The sequence below is a fragment of the Bradyrhizobium sp. P5_C11_2 genome (assembly GCF_054049755.1).
On sequence record NZ_JBFULT010000582.1, the window covers coordinates 1 to 4,653 of the forward strand.

5 protein-coding genes and 1 pseudogene are annotated in these 4,653 nt (G+C 64.4%); all 6 read right to left on the minus strand.

The window, feature by feature from the left end; all coding sequences use genetic code 11:
- Positions 1 to 313 (minus strand): annotated as a pseudogene (locus ACXJL8_RS34510) (hypothetical protein); the annotation flags it as partial.
- A 75-nt stretch (positions 314 to 388) separates the two neighbouring features.
- Positions 389 to 1,375 (minus strand): hypothetical protein, encoded by a 987-nt coding sequence (locus ACXJL8_RS34515; RefSeq protein WP_456619522.1) that lies wholly within the window; start codon positions 1,373 to 1,375, stop codon positions 389 to 391.
- 81 nt (positions 1,376 to 1,456) lie between these two features.
- Positions 1,457 to 2,020, minus strand: a complete 564-nt coding sequence (locus tag ACXJL8_RS34520) for a redoxin family protein (RefSeq protein ID WP_456686402.1) — start codon at positions 2,018 to 2,020, stop codon at positions 1,457 to 1,459.
- Between the two features lie 31 nt (positions 2,021 to 2,051).
- The gene (locus ACXJL8_RS34525; protein WP_456619524.1) at positions 2,052 to 2,750 is read right to left on the minus strand and encodes a cytochrome c biogenesis CcdA family protein; all 699 of its coding nucleotides are present in this window, start codon (positions 2,748 to 2,750) and stop codon (positions 2,052 to 2,054) included.
- Between the two features lie 487 nt (positions 2,751 to 3,237).
- Positions 3,238 to 3,849 (minus strand): sigma-70 family RNA polymerase sigma factor, encoded by a 612-nt coding sequence (locus tag ACXJL8_RS34530; RefSeq protein ID WP_456619525.1) that lies wholly within the window; start codon positions 3,847 to 3,849, stop codon positions 3,238 to 3,240.
- Between the two features lie 293 nt (positions 3,850 to 4,142).
- Positions 4,143 to 4,653, minus strand: a 511-nt coding sequence (locus tag ACXJL8_RS34535) for a winged helix-turn-helix domain-containing protein (RefSeq protein WP_456686403.1), incomplete at its 5' end; no start/stop codon positions are given.

A 4,653-nucleotide genomic window follows, 5' to 3' on the forward strand; every position in this document is an offset into this window, starting at 1 on the left:
CCTGTAACCCCGTGATGTCGTCCTTCGCAACGATCCGCGTCTGGAGCTTTCCGAACGGCCGCTGCTGCCCGATCAGAATCTCGTCTTGTGTGATGATCCACACCACCGCCGGCGCCATCATGATGCCGATGACAAACCCCGCGCCCACCAGCAGCGCAACCAGCGATATGACGATTTCCAGCGTGTCGTGCGTGAACAGGCCCGGCGTGAAGCACAGCGCAACGGCCGCCGCAAAGCCGGACATGACCAGCCGCTGCGCGATCGAGGCGCCTTCACGAAGGCGAATGTCGTTGCTGGTGGTCGCGTCGTCCATTGCTGGCGGCTGATTGTGTCGGGGCGAAACTCCACGGACGGGTCCGCGGAGTCAAGCAACAAGGGCGTTAGCGGTTCACCGCTGCACGCGCTCGGAGGCAACCCCGAGACGCAAGGCAATTTCCGCAGCCACTGCGCGCGTCTCGTCCAGCGTCCCGATGCCCGGGCTGAGGAATTTCTGTCTGTTGAGAAGGTCGATCCTGACGACGTAGCGCTCTTCCTCGACCTTGCTGTCGCGCTCGACCCCAATCGTGTCAACGTCGCCACCGGTGATCGTATCGACATGCGGCTTCCCGTCTCGGGACAGCCGTTCGACGCGCAGTTCACCGCGGCGGACGGTCCAGAACGGAGAGCCAAAGCCGTGGGCGTACCGATAGAGCAGAATGGCTGCGATGATACCCACCGGCACCACGGCGATCTCGAGAGCGGCAAGCGGCAGGCCGTTCCAGAATTTGTAAGCATAAGGGATCGTGCATAGCCCGGCGATGATCACCGTGATGATTCGAATATCGTAGCCCGCGGCCGGCCTCACGGGTTCACCCAGATGAATCTCTGCATTCGTAGCATCGAGTGAGTTTGCCGGAGGATCGATATTCGCGATGCCAAGCTGCTCAGCGATACGTGCGGTGGTTTCGTAGACATGCGTGATGTCGGATAGCGTCGGTGAAGTCAGGCGATCGCCCGACGCAAGCAGAAGGGAGACGTGGAATCGCGCTGAGTTGGCCTGGTCATGGTTGACCTTGGCTGCCGATATTTCCTCGCGCCGGATGAATCTGCTACTGCGCCGGCGAAGTGGACTCGCCTCTTCGATGAGGATCCCGTCCTGCCTGATGGTCCACAGCACATCGGCGCCAAAGCCCGCTTGGCACAGCATCAGAATGCCCAGTATCAGCGCGATCGGGGCGGCGATGACACTGTCGCTCCAGTTGGCCAAGCCCAAAACGCCAAAAAGCAGCACCGCTGCCGCAAAGCCAGTCAGGAGCAAGCGGTCCTGGCGCGACAGATTCTTTCGAAGGCGAATTTCGCTCTCTCGTGTTGCCTCGTCCATCGCCTGCACTTCCATTGATGCGAAACTCCACGGAGGGCTCCGTGGAGTCAAGCGCCAAGCGCAGGAAGTCTTATCGACAACTTAAGGTGCGCGCGCCTAGCTGCTGGCGCTGAGCAGCTTTGCCACCGTGCGGTCGATCTCGTCGTAGCGGCCTTCGCCGRCGTGCTGGAACACGATCCTGCCGGTCTGGTCGATGATGTACTGCGCCGGCCAATACTGGTTGCTGTAGGCGTTCCAGGTCTTGGAATCATTGTCCTGCGCCACCGGATAGGTGATGCCGTGGCGCTTCAGCGCGGCCTGCACATTGGACGCCGAGCGCTCGAACGGGAATTCCGGCGTGTGCACGCCGACCACGACGAAGCCCTTGTCCTTGTACTTGGCGTAGAGGTCGGTGACGTGCGGCAGCGTGTTGACGCAGTTGACGCAGCCATAGGTCCAGAAGTCGACCAGCACGACCTTGCCGCGCAGGTCGGCGAGAGTGAGCGGTTTTGAGTTGAACCAGTTGGTGATGCCGGTGAAGTCGGGCGCGGCCTGCTGGCTTGCGGCGGCGGTGACGATCGGCGCTGCGCGTGCGGCCTCGTCGCAGATGCCGGGGATGACGGCGCCGGTCACGGCGATGCCGATCAGGGCGGTGGAGACGGCGAGCAGTTTAAAAGTCATGGAAGCGTCCTCCGGTGATGGTGAGAGGTGATCACAGGCCGATCTGGCCGGTGGGGTAGAATCCGGTGAGCCACGCCACGAGCAGCGTGTCGTACTGGAAGTAGGCGGCGACCGCGAAGGCGATCACGACGACGCCAAAGCCCTGCTGCAGGCGCGGCGAGATCCGCGCCAGGCTGCGCACGCGCGTGGTCGCGGCCTGTCCGCCATAGGCGATCGCCAGCATCGGGATCGCAGCACCAATGGCGTAGGCGATCAGCAGCGTGCCGGCCCAGGCGGCGTTCTTCGACGTCGCCACCAGCGTCAGGATCGAGCCGAGCACGGGGCCGGCGCAGGGCGTCCAGACCAGGCCGAGCGTGGTGCCGAGCACGAGACCGCCGAGCGCGCCCTCGCGCTGGGTGGCGCTGGCGGCGCCGAGATCGAGCCAGCCATTGAGCCGGATCGTCAGCCATTCGAACGGCGCCGGCCACAGCATCAACAGGCCGAAGCCGAGCAGCAGGATCAACGCGGCCTCGCGCAGCACATTCGGATCGAAATCGAACAGCCGCGTGATTGCGCCGAGCAGCAGCGCGGCCGCGGAGAACGAGATGACGAAGCCGAGCGCGATCATCGCCGGCCGCAGCCGCCCCGCGCGCCCGATCGAGGCGCCGAGCAGGATCGGCAGCATCGGCAGCGTGCACGGCGCGGCGATGGTGAGGATGCCGGCAAGGACAGCAAAGGCGAGTTCGAGCATCGGGCCACTCGTGAAGGGGGTCACGAGGGGTGGTTCGGGGCGGATGCCTCAGCCGTTACGTGGCGTCACGGCTTCGTGACGATTGGGGCGCCTATCAAGACGACGGTGCGCTCCCTCCGCCGCTTGCGGGGGAGGGTTGGGGAGAGGGTGTCTCCGCAATGGGACACCCCCGAGAGGAGAGAACCCTTACCCGCCGCGCGCGGGACGATGCTTCGCATCGCCCGGGGCGCGTCGGGTCTCTCCCGCAAGCGGGAGAGGCGGGAGTGCGCGGCGAAAGCCCCCCAAACACAAAACGACCCGGCGGGGGGCATCCCGTCCGGGTCGTGGAAGTCCTTGGGAGGTTTAACTAAAACCGTATGTGAGCTTTATAGGGAGGAAGTTTTTCCGCCTGATGTTGTGCTTTGTTTCAATTGTTTCGTCTGCGGTAACGCTTCCGTGTCCGGGGCAGGGCCGAGGTGCGGCCCTATCCCATTGAAATCCTTGAGCTTCAGGCGGCGAAGCGATCGACGCCACAGCCCTTAAGCAGATCGGCCAGCTGCTTGCGGGCGTAGAACATCCGGGTCTTCACCGTGCTCTGGGGGATGCCGATGATCTGCCCGACCTCCTCCACCGACTTCTCGTGGTAGTAGACGAGGGTGATGATCTCGCGATGCGCGGGCGACAGCTTGGCGACGCAGGCGCGCAGGATCGCGCTGGTGTCGCTGCGGTCGAGCGACGTCTCCGGCGTATCGCAACCATCCGGGATCTGCCGCACGTCTTCCTGGTCGATGTCCTCGAAGCGGCGCTGGCGCATCGCGGTCAGCGCCTTGAAGCGCGCGATCGACAGCAGCCAGGTCGAGACCTGCGAGCGGCCCTGGAACTGGCCGGCGGTCCGCCACACGTCGAGGAAAACCTGGCTCACGAGGTCTTCCGCCGTGGTGGCATCACGCACGATGCGCAGGATGAAGCGGTAGACCCGCACATGGTGCCGGCAATAGAGGATGTGCATCGACGTCCGGTTGCCGTCGGCAATGCTTTCGAGAAGCATGTCGTCCGAGGTCGCCTGAGCGGCGATGATGCTCTGGCTGGCTTGGGCGTTGATGGCGATGACGTTCGGCATTGACTTAGCTCCCCGTAGCGCCGCAACCGAGCGGCGTTTCCTTGGACCAAAGTGTTAATGAGCCAACGTTTCGGGACGTCTGCACCACAAGCGGAAAATGGTTTCGTGCGCCGCCAAATTGTTTCGTCGAAACGGGGGCGACGAAACATTCGGGGCAAAAAGTCGTGGAATTTCAATGTACGGAAAATACGGGGTGGGGGGTCTGGCGGCGCGCGGAGCAGCCGGGAACGTATTTCCGGCTTTTGCGTTCGATGTCGCCACAAACCCGATGTCGTCCCGGGTGAGGCTGGCCCCTACGCCTTCTCGCCCGCCGGCGAGAACAGATAGCCGCCGCCGCGGATGGTGCGGATCACGGCGGGCTTGGTCGGGTCGGGCTCGATCTTGCGGCGGATGCGCATGATGCGGAGGTCGACGGCGCGGTCGAACGCCTCGGCGTCGCGCGCATTGGCCAATTCCAACAGCCGCTCGCGCGACAGCACGCGCTTCGGGTTGGCCGCGAACACCTTGAGCAGCCCGAACTCCGACGCGGTCAGCGGATGCTCGTTGCCTTCGTCGTCGCGCAGGGCCTGCGCTTCGAGATCGAGCCATTTGGTGCCGAAGCGCACCAATTGATCCTTGTCGGACTTGGCAGCCGCCGCCTCCGCGGCCGCTGCCTTCACCGGCGTGCTCCTGCGCAGCACCGAGCGGATGCGCGCCATCAGCTCGCGCAGCTCGCAGGGCTTTGCGACGTAATCGTCGGCGCCGAGCTCGAGCCCGACGACGCGATCGATCGGGCTCGCGGTCGCCGTCAGCATGATCACCGGC

Bases quoted from the DNA above. Each gene is read 5' to 3' on its own strand.
- ACXJL8_RS34515 (WP_456619522.1), bottom strand. From the start codon at position 1,375: ATGGAAGTGCAGGCGATGGACGAGGCAACACGAGAGAGCGAAATTCGC.
- ACXJL8_RS34525 (WP_456619524.1), bottom strand. From the start codon at position 2,750: ATGCTCGAACTCGCCTTTGCTGTCCTTGCCGGCATCCTCACCATCGCC.
- ACXJL8_RS34530 (WP_456619525.1), bottom strand. From the start codon at position 3,849: ATGCCGAACGTCATCGCCATCAACGCCCAAGCCAGCCAGAGCATCATC.